We start from the raw sequence: 18,520 nt of genomic DNA, 5'->3' as shown, positions 1-18,520 counted from the left end.
GCTAACTTGACGACAAGAGGCTCTAAAAGTTCATTAGGCATTATGCTTAAGGAAATTTTATGAGCCTTTTTTATTTTCCTTTTTATTCAAAATACATTACTTATTAGGAGGAATTTGAAATGGAAAAAATGTGTATGACGATGATGATGGTGTGTATGGAAAAAATGATGTGCGAAATGAATTGCGCGAAAATGATGATGGATCAAATGTGCGAAATGGAAATGAACATGGATATGGATATGAATCAATGCATGACTAAAATGCAAGAGTGCGATGAAATGATGACATCTATGATGAGCATGATGAACAAAATGTGCGTAAAAGGATAATACATACAGTTGATTCCTTAGCGATTGCTTTAATGCTGTAAATCTATATTTTCTAAATTGTTATTTTCAAATTATTATTGTATTGAAGTGGGAAAACAAACGCTCTATCTAATATTACCAAAAATGTAAATTTTTATTAAATTAGTAGAAATTTTCAAATTATTATTGTATTATTATTTTTGAATAAAAGAGAAAAGCTAACTTGACGACAAGAGGCTCTAAAAGTTCTTTAGGCATTATGCTTAAGGAAATTTTATGAGCCTTTTTTATTTTCCTTTTTATTCAAAATACATTTACTTATTAGGAGGAATTTGAAATGGAAAAAATGTGTATGACTATGATGATGGTGTGTATGGAAAAAATGATGTGCGAAATGAATTGCGCGAAAATGATGATGGATCAAATGTGCGAAATGGAAATGAACATGGATATGAATCAATGCATGACTAAAATGCAAGAGTGCGATGAAATGATGACATCTATGATGAGCATGATGAACAAAATGTGCGTAAAAGGATAATACATACAGTTGATTCCTTAGCGATTGCTTTAATGCTGTAAATCTATATTTTCTAAATTGTTATTTTCAAATTATTATTGTATTGAAGTGGGAAAACAAACGCTCTATCTAATATTACCAAAACTGTAAATTTTTATTAAATTAGTAGAAATTTTCAAATTATTATTGTATTATTATTTTTGAATAAAAGAGAAAAGCTAACTTGACGACAAGAGGCTCTAAAAGTTCTTTAGGCATTATGCTTAAGGAAATTTTAGGAGCCTTTTTTATTTTCCTTTTTATTCAAAATACATTACTTATTAGGAGGAATTTGAAATGGAAAAAATGTGTATGACTATGATGATGGTGTGTATGGAAAAAATGATGTGCGAAATGAATTGCGCGAAAATGATGATGGATCAAATGTGCGAAATGGAAATGAACATGGATATGAATCAATGCATGACTAAAATGCAAGAGTGCGATGAAATGATGACATCTATGATGAGCATGATGAACAAAATGTGCGTAAAAGGATAATACATACAGTTGATTCCTTAGCGATTGCTTTAATGCTGTAAATCTATATTTTCTAAATTGCCAATATGCCACTTTAATTTATTTTGCGTGATGTTTTCTAAAGAATAATTTCTATTATTCTTTAGATTTTTCGGCGGTGTAGCTCAGCAGGCTAGAGCGTACGGTTCATACCCGTAAGGTCGGAGGGGATAGATCCCCTCCCCCGCTATTAGATTATATTTGATACACTTTTTATAAATTGCGGTCAACTGTACCTATCCCACATATCCTATTATTCCCATCCTATATGAACAACCAAAGTGTATCGAATGACTCTACAACATTAGATGCCTACTAGCTAAAAATGTTAATCTATGCCCTTTTATTGGTTCGACTTTTATGGTATTCATCCTCTAAATCCGACAAACTCAATTCAAATAAGTGAGTATTATTCTTTTTATAGATTCCACGACGAATTAACTTTTCAATCAGAAAATTTTTTTTCCTTTCTAAGGCCTCTTGTTGTAAATTTTCCAATTTTTAACTTCTCCTTTTATTTATAGTTAAAGCCAATTACAAAAATAGAATATTCCAATTAATTTTAACCCATGGTATATATTCACCACATAAGCAAACTATTATAAAATTGGCAGATTAACCAGTTCTCTTTTCTACTTAATTCCCATTCCTTTTTAACAGCGTCCTCAAATTCACGAGTGTACTGAATATCTTCTATATTAAGATTTTCCATAGGAAAACAGAGTTCTCTGCCCTTTTTTCTTCCATGAACCACTATTCTAGAAATTGAAATTTGCTTTTCTTCTCTATAAATATTCTTTCCTTTCTGCATACTCATCATCCTTCTTTGAAAAGATCTCATTTTATGATTAAGACGTGGAACTAAAAAGCTCTCCATTCAAGATACCATTCATCTTGAACAGAGAGCCTCTAGTCGTCTAGTCAGCATGCTTAAATGATTCGAAATATTTTGTATGAATGATATGATATTATTCAATATAATTCATATATGTTAGTATGCATTTAACAAAAAATATGACTGATATTTTATTGATAAACAGATTTATCGCCAACTTGCTGCTGAACAAAACTGTGGCAATATTTCACAATTTTTTCTTTGTCATAATCCATAGTTGCCACATGATAAGAGTTTGTCAGAACAAGCTTTTCCTTTACGTCTGATCCTATATTTTCAATAATGAAATCGGTATTTTCAGGTGGCACCACATGATCCATCGCTGATTGAATACCTAAAACGGGACATTGAATAGATGGCAATAAAGCAGGTGTCATTTCCATTATCTTTTGAAGTTCATGAATAGCTTTTATCGGTGCAAGATCATAAGTGATTTCATAAACATTCTTCACGTTCATATCCGGCTTTTCTTCGATAATAAACTTAGGTTTTGTTGCTTCCTTTAAGTGCTCGTACGCCGGAACATTTAAAGCTGGATTAATCAACATAATCCCTTTAATTTCTCGATACTTATGAGCAAGTTTAAGTGTTAATGTTCCACCCATGGATTGACCTATAACGAAAACGCTTGTGCACCGTTGTTTCAATTCTTTATATCCTCTTTCTAGTGATTCGAACCAGTCTTCATGGGTACACTTTTCCAAATCACGATAATGAGTTCCATGCCCCTTCAACCTTACTCCTAAAACCGTATAACCATATCGAGCAAGACTTTCACCTAGAAATCGTACGCTTTGCGGAGTGCCCATAAAGCCGTGTGAAATAAGAATACCAATTTCGCTTCCCTTAAAATAAAACGATTCTGCGCCCTTTATTATTTGGAATCGTTCTTTCATTATTAGCTTCCTCCTTTTAACGTTTGGATATTAAATATAAACCACGTTTAACTATGAACGCATTGATCTTACTACAATTTCATTAATCAGAACATCAAGGATGATAAGTTCTTTTAGTCATTCATCTTGATAATAAAAAAAGAAACACGTTCGTTCGCGTTTCCAGTCGTCTGGTCAACTATTCAATTTGTGATTAAATGTCATGCCGTATGCCTGCATTCTTCATCATGGCTTGAACCGTGATGGCAAACTTTTTACTAAGATGTGCAGTGTTTACCTTAACCCATTTTGCTTCATAAATTAATGAGCAAGCTAGAACGATCACTGCAGTTAACTTCTTTGTATATTCAAATCTTGAGATAAGCCATCTAACTATTCATTATGATTGGGATAAAAACAAGAGCGTTTTACTCATTTGATCAAAGTATGTTTTGATACTTCTTCACAGATAATTTTCTCTTTTTTCTTAACCTTTTTTCTATTAAGTAACAAAGTAAGTGGAATACTTAGACAAGTTAAGACCGTCGCAAGGATAAATACATCATCTAATCCTCTGACATATACTTCTTGTAAATTGCTAGATGTTTTTCCATATAAGTCCATTCTTGTATAGAAAAAAGATGTGAAAAGTCCAATGGATACAGCTCCAGCTACCTGTTTAATCCAATTCATCAAAGCAGAAGCATCTCCTGATAAATGAGGAGGTACTGAACTCATCCCTACATTTATAATTGGTGTTGTGGATAAACCAAGTCCTATATAGCGAAAAGTCATCCATAACATTATGAACCCTTTAGTCGAATCAACCCTTAGACCGCTAAATGCCCATGTGGCAAGGATTAGAAAAAAGATTCCAATCAATATCAAAGTCTTTGCTCCAACTCGGCCATAGTATTTGGTACTGATCGTAGTTGCTGCTGTCATTGAAAGTGCAGGTAAGCAAAGCAGTAAACCAACTTCTATTGCAGTCATCCTATAAATTTCCAACAAATACAATGGTATAAAATAGATTCCCGTATATAGGCTGCTAGTTAATATCGCTGAAGCTGACAGGCTTAAGGCAAAGTCCTTATTTTTTAAAAGCCGCAGGTCCAATAAAGATGCCTTTATTCGAAGCTCCCTCCAACAAAAGTGAACCAGTAAACCAATACCGATAAGCAAGATAATAACCGTTTTGATTGAAAGCATCCCCCACTGATGCAAATTACTAAAGACAATCAATAGTGATAGGCTGCCAAAAACAACACCAAACATCCCGATTCCATTAAATACAGGCTTATCAAGAGCTTCTGAATTTTTTTCTAAGCTCATCCAACCAAAAATCCAAGCGACGATTCCTAATGGCAGCATCATTAAAAAGATCAAAGGCCAATTCCAGGATTGAAGCCATCCGCTAATCGTTGGAGCTAAAGCAGGTCCTAAGACGCTAGAGGCAGACCACATCCCCAAAGCGAAGGTTTGTTTTTGAACAGGAAGCATTTGATAAATGATTGTCAAAGTTACAGGTTGAATGATCCCACAAAATGCACCTTGTAAAATTCGAAACACAATCAAAGACTCAATATTCCAGGCAAATGCACATAAAAGCGATGTGATCATTAAACCTCCAATTGAAAATAGAAAAAGTTCTCTCGTTCCAAAACGATTTCCTAAATAACTGCTTAAAGGAGCAATAATTCCTGTAGCAAGTGTGAATCCCGTCATAAGCCACTGCACCGTACTTAAATCTGTAACAAAAATATCCATAAAACCAGGTAACGCGACATTCAGTGAAACAGTCTGATAAATGGATATAAACGAACCTATCACTAAAGCGGTAATAATATAAGAGTGTTTTTTATAATTAGTAGCTAAACCTTGTATAATATTCATCTCCATTCCAATAAGTGAAACTGGGATTACTAGATCAACAAACTCATCCAAGCCTTTTGGTAAATAAGGAGGCATAATATTGAATCCATCAGTGCAGCCCCATTTTCAAGCCATTCCTGCATTTGATCTGCATTTTGCCTCAGGGGTTCCTTTGATCTCACGGTCGAGTTGGAAAAATAACACAAATGAATAAAAAATGAAAGAAGAAGGGAATTAAAAAATGACTAATCATAATCGAAAAAAATCCCTGCGGTTTTGCACCTTTTTAATTTCTTCAATCCTTGCTCTCCACCTTTCTGTTAATAGAAAAAGCCCTTACAGCAAAATATTTCTATTTGCTGTAAAGACCTCCAGTAGCCTGGTCAGTCTGAGAGCCTTCCGAAAAATAAAAACCGAAGAAATGGCTTTATTTTCAAATAAAGAAATTTCTCCGGTTTTCCGGTCGTCTACAAACCAATAATTCCTATTGAATTAATTTGTATTTATTTTATGTACTTTATGATACAAATACAATATTCAGAAGTCAATAATACTTTTTGAATATTTTATGATTTTTGATAAATTTTATTTTTTAATTATTTACTGTTGACGTCTTCTCTTTACTTGCTATAATATGGATAAAACCGATAAGAATAATCAATTTTAAATAAATTTAAACTGTCATGCTGACCAGTCATCTGGAAGCCAGAGCAATTATGCTCTGGCTTTTCTTAATTTATTATCGGTTTATCAGAATAACTCCCTATAGGGGAGAAATACAAGGAGGAATGGAAATGAGTAATGTTAAAGAAGTTCAAAGTGGAGAAGAAATCATTGTAAAACCAGTAGCTGGACGTATTGGGGCTGAAATTTCTGGTATTAAATTGTCTGAGGCTCTTGATGCACAGACATTGCTTATCATCAAAGAAGCACTCTTAAAACATAAGGTGATTTTCTTCCGTGAACAAAATCATCTAGACGATAAAGAACAAGAAGCTTTTGCCAAACTATTCGGTAATCCGGTCGTCCATCCGACAGTCCCAGTAAAAAATGGCACCAATTATATTTTAGAACTTAATTCTGATCATGGAGGACGAGCTAATTCATGGCATACAGATGTAACGTTTGAAGCAGCCTACCCCAAATTTTCGATTTTACGAGGGGTTACAATACCAGAAGCAGGAGGGGATACCGTTTGGGCAAACACAGCCACTGCTTATGAAAACTTACCTGAAGAATTACGGAATTTAGCTGATCAATTATGGGCTGTTCATACCAATGAATATGATTATGCAGCACAGCGGACGAATATTTCTAATGAGGCAATTAAACGCTATCAAGAAGTATTCACCTCTACAATCTATGAAACCGAACATCCAGTTGTCCATGTGCACCCAGAAACGGGTGAGCGTCATCTTTTACTCGGTCATTTCGTAAAAAAATTTGTCGGTCTTTCTTCCAGTGATTCTGCTCAATTGTTTAATATCCTACAGCAACATGTTATACAATTAGAAAATACCGTTCGTTGGAAATGGAGTGCTGGGGATGTTGTGGTTTGGGATAACAGAGCCACCCAGCATTATGCAGTGAATGACTATGATCAAGCAAAAAGAGTAGTCCGTAGAGTTACCATTGATGGGGATATACCTGTTAGTATAGGTGGACAACGTAGTATTACGCGAAAAAAAGTAAGTAAAAATGCCAACAACTAAGAAATGAATTGAACATAAAAAGTTAGACACATAGTTTAGGCAATTATTGAGGATTGAAATCTGTATTTTACAGGATTAGATCCCTTTCACTTATATTGATAGTCTCATAAACAAGGCTATATATACGAGTTATGTTAAAAACTTGTATATATAGCCTTATATTAAATATATCCGTATTGTATTAAATCGCCCCGAAAATCGCGTCGTCACCAATAATTACAATCCATTTTCCATCGTCAAATACGAAATAATTTTTTGATATCCTTTTAGGTAGTATAAGAAAACATCATTTTCTTTTTCATTCATTATTTTCATTATTACATCTTCATAATCACTCATTGAAAAATCATTAGGTATATGGCCATATTCCTTTCTCGTTTTCAAATGCTTCAAATCTTTTCCTTTTTTCCAAACCAAACCATTTACATTTACTTCATTCAATATAAACCTCACTTTCGCCTTTAAATTGGTACCCACTTTTCTTGAGGCCTCCTTGAATAGGTTAAAGGTTAATTCATTTGATTTGTTTGTTCAGCAAAAATATGTATAGAACACAAGATCCCGGTACTGGAAAGGACAAACTTGAAAAATTACATTCGTAGATAAGATAAAATGGAAGACAAGTTAAATGTTTTTTTGGAATAAATAATGTGGTAGAAAAGTATGTTAAACAATTGCAGATTAATAAGGGGAAATAGTAGTTAAAAAGAATAAATAATCACAAATATCGATTACACTCACAAGAGGATAAAGAAAATAGTATTAACTTCTTCATTTCTTACAAATTTCAAAGGTCTAATAACTCCATTATACCATTTTCCTTACTAGTTTGATCTATCAGAAAAACATTGAGATAAAAAGATCAGGCACCATCCAATTCAGGAAAGTGCCTGTCAATCATACGATAGAAATCTTTCCCTATTGTATAAGAATAGTACATGGGAGCTGTTCTACTGTTTCATTATTACCTTCATTATGATCGTTCACATGCCCATCCATCGTTGTCTCGGTCCATTTTTGATTGATAAGCTGGATGACTGCTACTTACACCATCTGGATAGACAACACGTAATTCTGTACAATTGGCAAATCCAGTTTGAACAGGTGGCTGTGGTGCAGGTGCTGGCGCTGGTTGTGGTGCAGGACTTGGTGCTGGCGCTGGTACAATTCTAAATGATGGTTCTAATGTCCGTGCCAAAAAGGCAGAAAACTGTCCACGAGTGACTGGTTGATCTGGACGATAGGATCCATCGGGATATCCACTGGCTATACCGTTAGCTGAAACGTTTAAAATAGCTTGATAGGCAGCCATATTAGCTGAAACATCGTTAAAACTATTTGCTTGTCCAGTTGTTAACGTAAAAGCCCTATTTAAAAATATGGCCATTTGCCCGCGAGTGACTGGATCATTTGGGCGATAAGTTCCATCTGGAAACCCACTTATTATTCCTCTTTCAACTGCTGACGCAATATAACCTGATCCTGTAACAGTAGAAGTAACATCAATAAAATTCGTATTTCTTGGCTCTCCATTCAAATTTAGAGCCTTACCTATCATAATCGCTGCTTGCGCACGAGTAACAACTTGATCTGGTCTAAAAGTTCCATCTGTATGACCAGAAATGAAATTATTAGATGAAAGATACATGACTTCATCATAAAAAGTATAGTTTGTTGTCACATCGCTAAATCCTGCTGCCTTTCCTGCAATCGGTGAAAAAGTACTTACTACTAATACCAAAACTAGTAAATGAATTAATTTTTTCACAACATTCCCCCCTTTGTTATTAATATAACTATATATAAACTTTTGTATCGACATCAACGTTCCAAAAGTCACAATATTTCAATGTAAAAGAGTGCCTTTAAAGACACTCTTTTACATTGAAAGTATTCTACTGAATAACTAAAAAGGTACATTATTTATACTGATCAAAATCTACATCATATACAACCTGATATTCTGAGCCAGGAATGTAGTCAACGATCAGCTCTGCTTTTTCCGAAAAATTGATCTTATTTGAATCAAACCGAACAACTAACCGCTTCATGTATTGTGGAAAATTTAAACCTGTTCTTTCAGCAAGTTCGTCTTGTCCAGATACTAGTTCAGGGTGAATGATCTCTCCATTTTGACGGAGGACTACAATGGACTTTTGGTGAAAGGTTAATGAACTACCATATAAATCAACTACAAAATGAAGACTATCCTTTTGAGCATCGATGGATTTTTTTGCCTCATCAATGGAATAATCTTCATATTGTATCGATTTTAAATAGGATTGCGTCATGATGTCCAAATAAGGTGTTAAGATATATGGCCGTACCATAGACATATGACCGCTATTTTCATAAAGTAAGTTACCTTCGTCTTTAATAAAAGGTAAATCGTATTCAAATGTCTTTTTCCCAGCATTTACATAATCATCGCCTTGCTTGCCTCTCTCAATGGCTTCCTCTATTTGATCATCTGTTAAATTATAAATACGATCATAGGTTGGATCTATTATAGGCTGTGGTTCTGTTATCGGTTCTGGTTTTTCATCCGTTTGTATTGGTGCACGGAATGAAGGTTCGATTGTACGAGCCATAAACGCAGAAAATTGTCCACGAGTAACGGATTGATATGGGCGGTATGACCCATCTGGATAACCACTAGCAATTCCATTAAATGCTACATTTAAAATAGCTTGATAGGCAGACATATTTGACGAAACATCTGTAAAACTATTTGTTTCACCAGTTGTAAGTGTATACGCTCGATTTAAAAATATGGCCATTTGTCCACGAGTGACAGCCTCATAAGGACGATAAGAACCGTCTGGGAAACCACTAATGATCCCCTCTTCAACTGCTGATGCAATATAACCAGACCCTGTTACGTTAGTATTAACATCAGCAAATTGTGTATTTCTCGGTTCTCCATTAAAACCTAAAGCACGACCAATCATAATCGCTACTTGCCCACGAGTAACGGTTTCATTTGCTCTAAATGTTCCATCAGGAAAACCCGAAATAACATTCTTAGATAATAAATAGAAAACTTCATCATAAAAAGTATAAGTATCGGAAATATCACTAAGGCCTTCCGCTTTACTAGTAATTGGTGAAAGTAAACCCAACAAAAATACTAAAGTTATTAAACATGTAAATTTCCTCAATAGAAATCCCTCCTTTATTACAAGTATTACAATATATCATTATATAATTCTTAAATATAAAATTAAAATCCAATATTTCCTATTTGTTCTCTCTTTATTTAGATAGACAAGTAGGATGAAACTTTTCTACATGTGTTACAAATTGCTAATTTTAATCCACTTTCAAGAGACAAAGGGAAAAAGGATATCTTTGTATAATCATTCCTCAATATCTGGACAAAATTCCATATCACTTGATGGACATTTTTAGGATTTAATCAGGATTTACTTTCAATATTAAAACAGAAATTGGTTTATTTCTGTTCTTTTCAATGATAAAGGGGGATGGGTCTGCCGTTTCATTTTAAAATTAAACGTACATTTTCCACCTGATCGTGCCTATCACCTTATCACCGCCATTTAATTGAATTCCTTTTGAATTTGACCAAGCAATTGCCTTTTTATAAATGCGATTAAAAATAGCTTACCTTTAAATTCCCATTACATAATAACCTGTATAGGATGTTGATGAATAAAGTCAACTGTTTTACTTTTATTTCATTAATAATATATTTTAGTTAAATAATTTTACATATTCGAAAATTAACACATATTTAATAACTGTTATCTATAATTGGTATAAATAATCCAATTGTTGGATTATCAAATACATTGTAACCCTTTGACCGAATCATTGTAATGCGTGGTTCTGGGTTTATAACTTAAGGAGTTAGATAGTATGAATCGTGAAATACAACAATTTAAAGCAGGGTTTTTTCATGCTCTTTCCCATCCCCTTCGTATTAGAATTTTAGAAGAACTTTCTAAAGGTGAATTGGGTGTGAATGAAATTCAAAGTGTTATTGGCAGCAAAGGATCTACCATTTCGCAACAAATTTTGGTATTAAGAAACAAAAATATTGTTGTTGGTACAAAAAATGGTAATCGTGTTATTTATTCACTACGCGATCCTTTAATCATACATTTGCTTTCTATCGCTAAGGACATGTTTAATAATCATCTAGTCGATACTATTAACATACTTGATAAGTTCAAAGATAATGAGGAACAAGATTTTCAGTAATTTATCAAGCATCGGATTTTTATATTGACAATAGTAAGGAAACGAAAACAGCTAATTCTTCCATTCGTATATTAACGTATTCAAGCAACTTAACGGTCATTGTTCAACGCCTTTTTGTAAAATTTATAACATTTTTATCCATTAAGAAACTTATCTTATGATTGAACTCTATGACCCAAAAAAAGGGCGCATTCCCTGAAAGCGCCCGATTCTGGAATAACTGAAATATAATAACATATGAAAATCAGCCTTTTATATTTGTTGCTACCCGGTCCTTCTTTTTTGTTATTCCAAGCTTTAATGGCTTCTTCCCGATTCTTACCGCTTTATTGAATCTGCAAAATAATCTCTAATAAACTGATTGTATTCAAATTGTGGACGAATTTCTTTCTTATACGATGGGTCCATTTTTCTTTCTTCCTCTTCATACCATGCATTTACAACGTCACGATATGTTTTTCCTACGTTTTCTTTAAAATAATTTTGAGTAAAAGTAGAGAAATGAAACGGCAGAACCGGCAGATGGTTTCAAGAACGATCTATCCTTTTCTCTCCTAACAAATAACAGAAAATCATATGCCTATGTATATTCATGAATGGATAAAAAGGAGGAAAAATATAATGAATAATTCTTGTTTATACTGTCATAAGGAAATCGGTGAATGGTATCGTGTAAATGAACAGGGAGATGTATTTTGCCATGATGATTGCTATGACAATAATTATCATACGTCTAATGTTGAATATACAGATTGGAAACATCCTTATATTGATGATTACGAGGCGATTCGAAGCACGTATCTGGACTGGCCCGAAAACTGGGAAAATGATTTGGATGTCGATCCAGAAATAAATAACCTTCAATATTTATTAGATACAATGATTGATAAAATCGATGAAGTGTATGCTGCGTACTGGGATTACTACCGAGCGGAAGGTGACGATGGCGTCTTCGCATGGGAAATTTATTCTTATTTATTAAAATTTGAAAAATTGCAGGAAAAGATGTTACATTGGAGACCCGAAAATCGAGAGGTCTTTTTTTATTTGTCCGTAGAAATTTGTGATGATGATATGAAGGAAGAAATAAAGGATTCCTATGACTTTCTTACGTATCTTAATCTAAAAGATCATCCTGAAATCTTTGATCTGCTGAAGGATCATGTACATCCTTATGATATCATCGCCTATTATTTTGAAACAGAGGAAGAACTAGTTGAAGTGGTGAAAAAATTAGAAGAAACTTTTCGGAAAGAAATGGAAATCTATTATGACAAGGCTTACCAATGCGAAGGAGAATGTGCAGATATTGAGGTCATTGATAATGTTACTCTGATAGATACAGATGGATGGTTTTTCTGTTGTTCGTGTGAGAGCCAATTCTATCCCGGATTCTATTCGAAGGAAGAGCTTGAAAAAGAAATTCAGGAATGTAATAAAATACTGGAGTCAAGGGACAGACTTGGATATTCTACATTCTATTTAAGAAAAATCCAACGATCCTGCAGATATCATCATCGGGAATATCCCGGAACGGATTCAGCTTATATGGAATTAATTTAAGTCAAGGTTGACAGGCACCATCCAAGAAATAAGATGGTACCTGCAGCGAACAATGCCAGGCACTGTTCGCCTTCCGTCCCGGCGTTTTCCTAAATCTAGTCATTGATTTACTTCTCTTATTACAGTGCTTTTTGCAGTATTTTTTCTACGTCTTGGGCAGTTATGTCACGCGGGTTGGTGATCATGCAGGCGTCCTTTAGTGCAATCTGGCTGATTTCATTAATCATATGTTCTTCAAAGCCCATGTCTGACAACCTCTGAGGTGCCCCAATATCAAAGGATAGCTGTTTGACGTTCTCGATGCCTTTTCTCCCTGCTTCCATTGCCGACAGGCCTGTAACATTTTCTCCCAGTAATTCTGCAATTTCCATAAACCTTACAGGGTTAGCTAACAGATTAAATTCCATCACATGAGGAAGAAGGACAGCATTTAAATCTCCATGCATCATCGGATATCTTCCTCCAATCGCATGACTGATCGCGTGCACAGCGCCAAGAATCGCATTTGAGAAGGCGAGCCCGGCGTGGAGACTGGCCATGGCCATGTTGCTTTTAGCCTGTGAGTTTAATTGAGTGGCAGTGGAAGGACGCAAATTTTCCGCAACAAGTGTAATGGCGTTTTTGGCATACACATCCGTCATCGGTGTTGCTGCGATACTAACATAGGCCTCAATCGCATGGGTTAATACATCCAATCCTGTTGAAGCGGTCAGATGGCTGTTTTTTGTTGATAGCGTCATCGGATCAATGATAGCAATATCAGGAACAAGTGACTTAGAGATAATGGTCATTTTCTTTTTTCTTTCTAAATCAACAATGACGGAAAATTGGGAAACCTCTGCACCAGAACCTGCAGTTGTTCCAGCCATGACTAATGGCGGAAGCGGAATGTCAATGCGGTCCACTCCTTCATAGTCTGCTATTCTTCCTCCATTTGTTGCTAGAATGGCAATCGCCTTTGCGATGTCAATCACACTTCCTCCACCGACTCCAATAATGGCATCACACTGATTCTCACGGTATACTACAGTCCCCCGCTCCGCTTCTATATCTTTTGGATTTGTGGAGATGTCATGATAGCAAACATAGCTTAATCCTGCTTCCTGACAGCTTTCTATGACAAGATTTAACCAGCCGGCATTCATCACACCTGAATCACTTACAATCAAAACATGTTGAGCTCCAAGGCGGACGCAGCTTTCCCCCACCTGCTTAAGCGAATGATTGCCAAAAATCACCTCTGGCATAACAAATTTAGTAATCAAATCATCCACCGACCTTTTTTCGATATGTATAGAGAAACGTTAATACTTTGATTGTACTGTAAACAGCTTAAATTTTTCAAATTTTCTTTAAAATTAACCATTTTATTTCTAAAGCCATTTCCTTATGTTACAAAAACCATGATCTCGGCTGTTATAGCCGAAAATCCGGCAAATACCCACAAAATGTTGGCTATTAAACCCTTTAACAACCCATTTTTGCAATATTCTGTTGGATTTAAAAGATGGCATAGTACTTGCTTATATATTTTATGAAACGCTTACAATTTTAAAAAGGGTGATGAAAAAATGAAAACAGTAGAAGAAACAGTAAATATGAAAAATCAGAGCAATGAAACAATGAAAGCTGCCGTTGTAAACGAATTCAAACAAGCATTGGAAATCAAAGAGGTTCCGAAACCAACATTAGGCTATGGGGAAATTCTTGTAAAAATTGAAGCATGCGGTGTCTGCCATACGGACCTTCATGCTGCACATGGCGATTGGCCGGTAAAACCGAAGCTTCCTTTAATTCCTGGACATGAAGGCGTAGGCGTTATCGTAGAAATGGGCGAAGGCGTCAAGTCCCTAAAAATTGGCGACCGCGTCGGAATCCCTTGGTTATTCTCCGCCTGCGGTGAATGTGAATATTGCTTAAGCGGAAGAGAAACACTTTGTCCAAATCAACAAAACGGCGGATATTCGGTTGACGGAGGCTATGCGGAATATTGTAAAGCGCCTGCTGATTATGTGGCAAGAATTCCAGAGGGTCTTGACCCAATAGAAGTGGCTCCGATTCTTTGTGCAGGTGTGACTACCTATAAGGCACTAAAGGTTTCAGAAGCTAAGCCTGGCGATTGGGTTGCTATCTATGGAATCGGCGGACTTGGTCATATTGCCCTTCAATATGCAAAAGCCATGGGCTTCAATGTAATTGCTGTGGATATTGCCGATGAAAAATTAGAGCTTGCCTCTCAGCTAGGTGCGGATATTACGATTAACGGCTTAAAAAATGATCCTGTTCAAACCATTAAAGAAAAAGTCGGCGGTGTACAAGCATCTGTCAGTGTGGCTGTAACGAGAAAAGCATTCGAACAAGCCTATCAATCCGTCAAGAGAGGCGGAACACTCGTCGTTGTCGGGCTGCCGCATGATGAGCTTCCAATTCCTATCTTTGATACTGTACTTAACGGAGTTTCAGTAAAAGGATCGATTGTTGGAACCAGAAAAGACATGCAGGAAGCACTTGACTTTGCGGCCCGCGGAAAAGTACGTTCACAAATTGAAACGGCTCCACTTGACTCTATTAATGAAGTGTTTGATGATATGGTTTCCGGTAAAATTAACGGCCGTATCGTTTTAAAAATGTCCTAATCGGTTACTTGGACTCCTTACATGGGGCGAATCAAACAATCCTATTAGGCAGTTCACATCATATTTATCATCATTTAGCAGTGCTCATGATCATGCGCACTGCTACTTTTTTCGACCTACTTTTTTTCATTCAAATAGTACCGCAGCTTTCTCATCGTAATGCCGAGACCTTCGACTGCCTTTTTCCGGTTTCCGACTGTTTTTCGCAATGATTTATCGATAAAAGCTTGGATGGTCTCTGTTTCTAACTTTTTGATGCTGTCAAGGACCAGCTGTAATTCCGTTATGTCCTCTGATTTCCACATGTCTCTTATTTCCTGCTGCCATTGATCAAGAAATGAATCAAATCCTGTACTTTTAGGTACAGCCGGACTGATTGCAGCTGCTGTTTCTAGAACCCCTGGTGCATGTTGGGTGATTTTCTGAGGCAGATGCTCCGGAGTAATTATTGATGTCTCTCCTTCTGCTAAAGCAACAGCCCTTTTGATTACATTGACAAGCTCACGTATATTCCCCGGCCAGTTGTAGCTCATTAATAGCTCCAGAGTTTCCTCCGTGAACATTAATTTGAATCCATGTCTTCTTAGATAATCCTCGATAAATAATGGAATATCCTGAACCCTTTTTCGTAAAGGAGGAATGGTTAATTTGACTACATCCAGGCGATACAATAAATCCTCCCGAAAGCTTCCCTTTGACACAGCATTATGGAGGTCCACATGTGAAGCAGCAACGACTCTCGATTTACTGCGCAGGACGGTTTCCCCGCCTACCTTCATGAATTCCCCTGTCTCAAGGACTCGCAAAAGCTTGACCTGTGTCGTAAGAGAGGCCTCCCCGATTTCATCCAAAAATAATGTCCCCTTGTCTGCCAATTCAAAAAATCCTTTTCGATCTTTAGCCGCACCGGTAAATGAACCCTTCGTATGTCCAAACAACTCACTCTCAAGTAAATGTTCGGAAATGGCACCGCAATTGACACCGATAAACGGATAATCGGCCCTTAGGCTTGCCTCGTGAATAAAATGGGCAAGCACTTCCTTCCCTGTGCCTGTTTCTCCTTCAATAAGCACCGTCACATTCTTTTGCGCAAATTTATAGGCCAGTGAAAACAGTTGATTCATTTCCTCCTGTTGACCAATAAAGCAGCCAATCCTTGCTGCCAGATCATGTACATGATCCTGGGATGGAACAGCTCCGTCAGTCAGCAGCCGCTCTGTCAGCTGTTCAATATCCCCAATATCATCAAACGGTTTTTCAATAAAGTCATAGGCTCCTAGTTTAATCGCTTCAACAGCTGTTTTAACGGTACTGTATCCTGTCATAACGACGACCTTGCAAAAGGGCTGGATAGATTTCAGATCCTTAAGGATTTCAAGCCCGTTTCCATCAGGCAACCTGACATCAAGGAAGGCTAAATCAAATGTCCCATCATTTTTCGTTTGGTCAAACTCCTGCCTGCTCGTACAAATGGTGACAATATGTCCTTTATCACTTAAAAGATGCCGAAGGAAAAGACAAATCTCTTTCTCATCATCAACGACTAAAATATTTGCCATGCTATAGTTTCCCTTCATCATGATTATTTTCGTCTCCTGGGATAGGCAGCGTCAGTAGAAATGTGCTTCCCTCTCCAGGTTTACTCTCAGCTTGTAATGTTCCGCCATGCGATTGAGCGATGCCAATACTGACTGATAATCCAAGTCCATGCCCTTTGGTCGCATTTTTTGTTGTATAAAAGGGGTGGAAAATTTCCGAAAGAACGTCTTCCTCTATTCCGCACCCATTGTCAGTAACCTTAAGAACAATCGTATGGGTCCTTTGGTCAAGAGCGGTTTGAATGAGAACCTTTTTCTCATTACGATCGGATTCCTCCAGCGCATCCTTTGCATTTAAAAGCAAATTTAATATGATTTGACCAATCTGCTGGCAGCTTCCTTCGACGTGCGGGAGTGAGTCATCGAGCTTTGTTTCCACCTGAATCCCTTGCTTTGCTAACTGATTTCCTATCAAACTTAATGCTTGGCCGACCGCTTCATTCACTGAGCAGAATTCAAACAGAAATTCATCTTGTCGGGAAAAGGTTAATAGATTCTGAATGATCTGTTTGCTGCGTTTCCCGCATTCATAAACACTCTCAAGCAGCTGATAATTTCGGTCTGTCGAATCTGTTTTTCTTAGAAGGAGCTGAGCATTTCCCATAATGGCCGTCAGCGGGTTATTCAATTCATGGGCAACACCTGCAGCCATTTCCCCAATCGCCGCAAGCTTCCCTGATTGAATGAGTTGGCCTTCAATGCGTCTTTTTGCCGTCACATCCTCCATATAGAGAATGGAGGCAAAATGAAGGTTTGAATCATAAAAAATCGGATAGCAGTGACATTCATAGATTTTATGGCCAATATGTAACACATCAGAAGAAGTCTGTAATTCGAGCAATTTTTCCTGAAATGGATGATTCTCCTCCTGGGAGAACAAAAGCTCGTCTACCTGCTGTCCAATCAAGCTTCCCTTTGTTGCGAAGTATTGCTGTGCGGCTTCGTTTGCCTGAAGAATCATCCGGTTTAACCCGATAATGATAATGGCATCCGGAACTGCTTGAAAGGTTTTCTCCCATTTCATTTTCGTTTCAAGAACTTCTTTGTAAAGATGCGAGTTCTCGATACAAACCGCCAGCTGATCGGATAACTGTTGAAAAAAGGATAAATCCGCCCAATAACTCTCAAGATTCTCTTTACTTCCAAGTGAAAGAACGCCTGTGACATGTCCTTTCCTTTTCAAGGGAACTAAAAAGAAGCTTTCAAGCCCCATTTCTGTCAAAAGCTTTTCCTCAAACCAAGGCTGCCCTTTATCTTGAGGGTTTTTATTTAATAGGAGTGGTTTCCCCGATCTCATCACATTCCAATATAAAGAACGATCCCGTGGAAGCTCTGTTCCCGGCTTTAACACAAATGAATTTGACGGATAGACATTTGTCAGGATGAGGTCCTTTCCCTCGATCATGGATAAACTAATCCGTTCAATAGGAAAAATTTTTCTCAGCTTTTCAAGGACATTCATGAGCAAATCGTCCATGGACATTTCTACATTAAAGCCTTTCATCACCTCATTAATAATTTCCAATTGAATATTCTTCTTCTGCAGCTCTCCCACTGTCTTTTTTAACTCTGTATAATAATTCCGCTTAGACGACTGTACTCCCGTCAAAAGCTCAATCATTCTCTCCCTGTTATTCACAAAAGTTCCCCCTTAGGAAGTCAATCGATCCTAGCATTTCAACATACTATTTAAGACTAATTTATCAGAAAAATAACGAGTTGCCAAAATTTTCTGAAGCATGATTAAATGAATAACACA

At 36.6% G+C, this 18,520-nt stretch carries 18 protein-coding genes, 1 tRNA gene and 1 pseudogene; 8 read left to right on the top strand and 12 right to left on the bottom strand.

Features of this window, described 5'->3' with window-relative positions:
• The first annotated feature begins 119 nt into the window (after window positions 1-119).
• The 4 genes from R4Z09_RS12355 (at window position 120) to R4Z09_RS12340 (ending at window position 1,576) form a co-directional block, all read left to right on the top strand.
• Window positions 120-329 (top strand): hypothetical protein, encoded by a 210-nt coding sequence (locus tag R4Z09_RS12355; protein ID WP_338452589.1) that lies wholly within the window; start codon window positions 120-122, stop codon window positions 327-329.
• A 316-nt stretch (window positions 330-645) separates the two neighbouring features.
• On the top strand, window positions 646-849 hold the full coding sequence (locus R4Z09_RS12350) for a hypothetical protein (protein WP_338452588.1): 204 nt from the start codon (window positions 646-648) through the stop codon (window positions 847-849).
• Between the two features lie 315 nt (window positions 850-1,164).
• The gene (locus R4Z09_RS12345; RefSeq protein ID WP_338452588.1) at window positions 1,165-1,368 is read left to right on the top strand and encodes a hypothetical protein; all 204 of its coding nucleotides are present in this window, start codon (window positions 1,165-1,167) and stop codon (window positions 1,366-1,368) included.
• A 132-nt stretch (window positions 1,369-1,500) separates the two neighbouring features.
• A tRNA-Met gene (locus R4Z09_RS12340) sits at window positions 1,501-1,576 on the top strand.
• 143 nt (window positions 1,577-1,719) lie between these two features.
• Here the strand turns inward: R4Z09_RS12340 and R4Z09_RS12335 are convergent.
• The 5 genes from R4Z09_RS12335 to R4Z09_RS12315 all read right to left on the bottom strand — a co-directional run bounded on the left by R4Z09_RS12335 (window position 1,720) and on the right by R4Z09_RS12315 (window position 5,124).
• The gene (locus tag R4Z09_RS12335) at window positions 1,720-1,884 is read right to left on the bottom strand and encodes a Fur-regulated basic protein FbpA (protein WP_338452587.1); all 165 of its coding nucleotides are present in this window, start codon (window positions 1,882-1,884) and stop codon (window positions 1,720-1,722) included.
• Window positions 1,885-1,966: 82 nt separating this feature from the next.
• Window positions 1,967-2,197 carry a hypothetical protein gene (locus R4Z09_RS12330; RefSeq protein WP_338452586.1) on the bottom strand — a complete coding sequence of 77 codons (231 nt, stop codon included), beginning with the start codon at window positions 2,195-2,197 and terminating at the stop codon, window positions 1,967-1,969.
• A gap of 215 nt (window positions 2,198-2,412) precedes the next feature.
• Window positions 2,413-3,177 (bottom strand): alpha/beta hydrolase, encoded by a 765-nt coding sequence (locus tag R4Z09_RS12325; RefSeq protein WP_338452585.1) that lies wholly within the window; start codon window positions 3,175-3,177, stop codon window positions 2,413-2,415.
• A gap of 193 nt (window positions 3,178-3,370) precedes the next feature.
• Window positions 3,371-3,502: a hypothetical protein gene (locus R4Z09_RS12320; RefSeq protein ID WP_338452584.1), complete on the bottom strand. Its 132-nt coding sequence runs from the start codon at window positions 3,500-3,502 to the stop codon at window positions 3,371-3,373.
• 86 nt (window positions 3,503-3,588) lie between these two features.
• A complete protein-coding gene (locus tag R4Z09_RS12315) occupies window positions 3,589-5,124 on the bottom strand; it encodes a DHA2 family efflux MFS transporter permease subunit (RefSeq protein ID WP_338452583.1) in 1,536 nt (511 codons plus the stop codon).
• 698 nt (window positions 5,125-5,822) lie between these two features.
• On the opposite strand from R4Z09_RS12315, the gene R4Z09_RS12310 reads away from it, so the two are divergent.
• Window positions 5,823-6,740: a TauD/TfdA family dioxygenase gene (locus tag R4Z09_RS12310; protein ID WP_338452582.1), complete on the top strand. Its 918-nt coding sequence runs from the start codon at window positions 5,823-5,825 to the stop codon at window positions 6,738-6,740.
• Between the two features lie 216 nt (window positions 6,741-6,956).
• Here R4Z09_RS12310 and R4Z09_RS12305 read toward each other — a convergent pair whose 3' ends face one another.
• From R4Z09_RS12305 to R4Z09_RS12295, 3 genes are all read right to left on the bottom strand, one after another.
• A complete protein-coding gene (locus R4Z09_RS12305) occupies window positions 6,957-7,217 on the bottom strand; it encodes a hypothetical protein (RefSeq protein WP_338452581.1) in 261 nt (86 codons plus the stop codon).
• 496 nt (window positions 7,218-7,713) lie between these two features.
• On the bottom strand, window positions 7,714-8,508 hold the full coding sequence (locus tag R4Z09_RS12300) for an S-layer homology domain-containing protein (RefSeq protein WP_338452580.1): 795 nt from the start codon (window positions 8,506-8,508) through the stop codon (window positions 7,714-7,716).
• Window positions 8,509-8,659: 151 nt separating this feature from the next.
• Window positions 8,660-9,901 carry an S-layer homology domain-containing protein gene (locus tag R4Z09_RS12295; protein WP_338452579.1) on the bottom strand — a complete coding sequence of 414 codons (1,242 nt, stop codon included), beginning with the start codon at window positions 9,899-9,901 and terminating at the stop codon, window positions 8,660-8,662.
• Window positions 9,902-10,619: 718 nt separating this feature from the next.
• Here R4Z09_RS12295 and R4Z09_RS12290 point away from each other — a divergent pair.
• Complete coding sequence (locus tag R4Z09_RS12290) at window positions 10,620-10,964, top strand: metalloregulator ArsR/SmtB family transcription factor (protein ID WP_338452578.1); 345 nt, start codon at window positions 10,620-10,622, stop codon at window positions 10,962-10,964.
• 251 nt (window positions 10,965-11,215) lie between these two features.
• On the opposite strand, the pseudogene R4Z09_RS12285 reads toward R4Z09_RS12290, so the two are convergent.
• Window positions 11,216-11,471, bottom strand: a pseudogene (locus tag R4Z09_RS12285) (cytoplasmic protein); the annotation flags it as partial.
• A gap of 114 nt (window positions 11,472-11,585) precedes the next feature.
• Here R4Z09_RS12285 and R4Z09_RS12280 point away from each other — a divergent pair.
• On the top strand, window positions 11,586-12,527 hold the full coding sequence (locus R4Z09_RS12280; RefSeq protein ID WP_338452577.1) for a hypothetical protein: 942 nt from the start codon (window positions 11,586-11,588) through the stop codon (window positions 12,525-12,527).
• Window positions 12,528-12,646: 119 nt separating this feature from the next.
• On the opposite strand, the gene R4Z09_RS12275 is transcribed toward R4Z09_RS12280, so the two are convergent.
• Window positions 12,647-13,774: an iron-containing alcohol dehydrogenase gene (locus tag R4Z09_RS12275; RefSeq protein WP_338453261.1), complete on the bottom strand. Its 1,128-nt coding sequence runs from the start codon at window positions 13,772-13,774 to the stop codon at window positions 12,647-12,649.
• Window positions 13,775-14,149: 375 nt separating this feature from the next.
• Here R4Z09_RS12275 and adhP point away from each other — a divergent pair, with 375 nt between their 5' ends.
• Window positions 14,150-15,163, top strand: coding sequence for an alcohol dehydrogenase AdhP (gene adhP, locus R4Z09_RS12270; RefSeq protein ID WP_338453260.1), 1,014 nt, complete (start codon window positions 14,150-14,152; stop codon window positions 15,161-15,163).
• A 116-nt stretch (window positions 15,164-15,279) separates the two neighbouring features.
• On the opposite strand, the gene R4Z09_RS12265 is transcribed toward adhP, so the two are convergent.
• Window positions 15,280-16,722, bottom strand: a complete 1,443-nt coding sequence (locus tag R4Z09_RS12265; RefSeq protein WP_338453259.1) for a sigma-54 dependent transcriptional regulator — start codon at window positions 16,720-16,722, stop codon at window positions 15,280-15,282.
• 1 nt (window position 16,723) lies between these two features.
• The gene (locus R4Z09_RS12260; protein WP_338452576.1) at window positions 16,724-18,400 is read right to left on the bottom strand and encodes a GAF domain-containing sensor histidine kinase; all 1,677 of its coding nucleotides are present in this window, start codon (window positions 18,398-18,400) and stop codon (window positions 16,724-16,726) included.
• Window positions 18,401-18,520: the final 120 nt, after the last annotated feature.

Source organism: Niallia oryzisoli (genome assembly GCF_036670025.1).
Classification (GTDB): Bacteria; Bacillota; Bacilli; order Bacillales; family Cytobacillaceae; genus Bacillus_BD; species Bacillus_BD oryzisoli.
Note: the sequence above shows the minus strand (reverse complement) of the source record. Positions and strands in the feature narration are given on the sequence as shown.

Bases quoted from the DNA above. Each gene is read 5' to 3' on its own strand.
- R4Z09_RS12275 (WP_338453261.1), bottom strand. From the start codon at position 13,774: ATGCCAGAGGTGATTTTTGGCAATCATTCGCTTAAGCAGGTGGGGGAA.
- R4Z09_RS12280 (WP_338452577.1), top strand. From the start codon at position 11,586: ATGAATAATTCTTGTTTATACTGTCATAAGGAAATCGGTGAATGGTAT.
- R4Z09_RS12330 (WP_338452586.1), bottom strand. From the start codon at position 2,197: ATGCAGAAAGGAAAGAATATTTATAGAGAAGAAAAGCAAATTTCAATT.
- R4Z09_RS12355 (WP_338452589.1), top strand. From the start codon at position 120: ATGGAAAAAATGTGTATGACGATGATGATGGTGTGTATGGAAAAAATG.
- R4Z09_RS12265 (WP_338453259.1), bottom strand. From the start codon at position 16,722: ATGGCAAATATTTTAGTCGTTGATGATGAGAAAGAGATTTGTCTTTTC.
- R4Z09_RS12290 (WP_338452578.1), top strand. From the start codon at position 10,620: ATGAATCGTGAAATACAACAATTTAAAGCAGGGTTTTTTCATGCTCTT.
- R4Z09_RS12345 (WP_338452588.1), top strand. From the start codon at position 1,165: ATGGAAAAAATGTGTATGACTATGATGATGGTGTGTATGGAAAAAATG.
- R4Z09_RS12350 (WP_338452588.1), top strand. From the start codon at position 646: ATGGAAAAAATGTGTATGACTATGATGATGGTGTGTATGGAAAAAATG.
- R4Z09_RS12325 (WP_338452585.1), bottom strand. From the start codon at position 3,177: ATGAAAGAACGATTCCAAATAATAAAGGGCGCAGAATCGTTTTATTTT.
- adhP (WP_338453260.1), top strand. From the start codon at position 14,150: ATGAAAGCTGCCGTTGTAAACGAATTCAAACAAGCATTGGAAATCAAA.
- R4Z09_RS12315 (WP_338452583.1), bottom strand. From the start codon at position 5,124: ATGCCTCCTTATTTACCAAAAGGCTTGGATGAGTTTGTTGATCTAGTA.
- R4Z09_RS12310 (WP_338452582.1), top strand. From the start codon at position 5,823: ATGAGTAATGTTAAAGAAGTTCAAAGTGGAGAAGAAATCATTGTAAAA.